Here is a 1,353-nt window from a genome sequence, read left to right as displayed (position 1 = left end):
TCATGGTACCGATCACATCAGCAGCGTATCCCGTTGTCGCCATAATAGGGCCAGATGCGGCATTTACTGCTTGTGTACCTGAGTTTAGAAGCATCGACATGTACCGAATGGCTAGAAGTTTATCCCATGCGGATGACTTCTCATAGCTGTTCAGAATCTTTTGCATGGYAATATCCGCATCCAGCGCTTGATCTCCTGATAAACGAGTCACATTTTTTGCGAGTTCTCGCAATGTGGCAATGTCTTTCTCGCTTACCTTTGGATTCTGCCGCAAATATTTCTCTACAATCTTCTCTTGGAGTGTCGTCGGTTTTGGATTTGGCCTCGTCTTCTCCATAACATCGTGAGCAATGTCGCTCAAAGCCTTGTTATCGATTGGACCCTTTAGTAGCTTTGGGCTCCCTTCTTCGGATATTTTCACGACTTGTCGCAATAAGCTCGATACTTCGCGGTTAGCTTGGTCAATCGGTACTTTCTCCGTCTCAACCTGAGCAATCTTTTTAGCTAACGATTTCACTGATTGGAGAAACCGTTCTTCTTGTGATAGCACCCTTCCTGGTTTTGCATCTTTGGTCATTTCGGCAATTTCGTCCGAGTAGTCACGCAACTTCTGAATGTCTTCAGCATCTAACTTCCCGGCCTTAGCATCAGCAATCAATTTCTTCACATGCTCGGCTGTTTCTTGCACAATCGCTTTTTCTGCATCGGTTTGACCAGTAGCACGACGAAGAACTTGCTGAGCTTTTGCTAAATCCCCTTCACCAGCACCACGTGACACACTTTTTACAAAACCTTGTGCTTTTTGGAATACTTGAGTGGCAACGGGCCGAATTTCCTCGCCGAACATCTTAACCATATCCTCGATATGCGTTGCTGCTTTGATCGTGCCTTTCGCGATCTGAGCAGATACAACAATCGCATGATCGGCCCATTCATCCAGGGGCAGTGAGTTGAGTCTATTCTTTCTCGCTGCGATCCTAGCTAATGCTGCTTGCTCTGCATCGTCCAAGAAGGATATTATTTTTTCTCGCTTCCTAACATCCCTGAAATCATCAGGAAGATCGTCTTTAACATTAACAGCTTTCTTCGGCTTAACTACATTCTCAGCACCAGATAGGTAATCGGATAACTTCTTAATATCATCCGCACCAATGTTCTCGCCGCGCTCCATCCGGTTAAGAATTTCAGTGAACTGGTTTTCTCTTATCCCGGCCCCTGACTTTTCCTGCACCTTGGACGCTAATTCCTTAAACTTAATACTATCTGCAACCGTTACGGTTTTACCATTCTTCTCCGCGGTACGAACCAAATTCAGCAATTGACCTTCTGGACTCAATTTAGAAAGTATTGTCG

The 1,353-nt window shown here is 45.2% G+C and carries 1 protein-coding gene; it reads right to left on the bottom strand.

Going from position 1 to position 1,353, the window contains the following annotated elements:
• The coding region (locus AC1DWB_RS35300; RefSeq protein ID WP_477545730.1) for a hypothetical protein at nt 1–1,353 on the bottom strand (1,353 nt) is incomplete at both ends.

Source organism: Paenibacillus sp. P4_E11, assembly GCF_056401635.1.
Note: the sequence above shows the minus strand (reverse complement) of the source record. Positions and strands in the feature narration are given on the sequence as shown.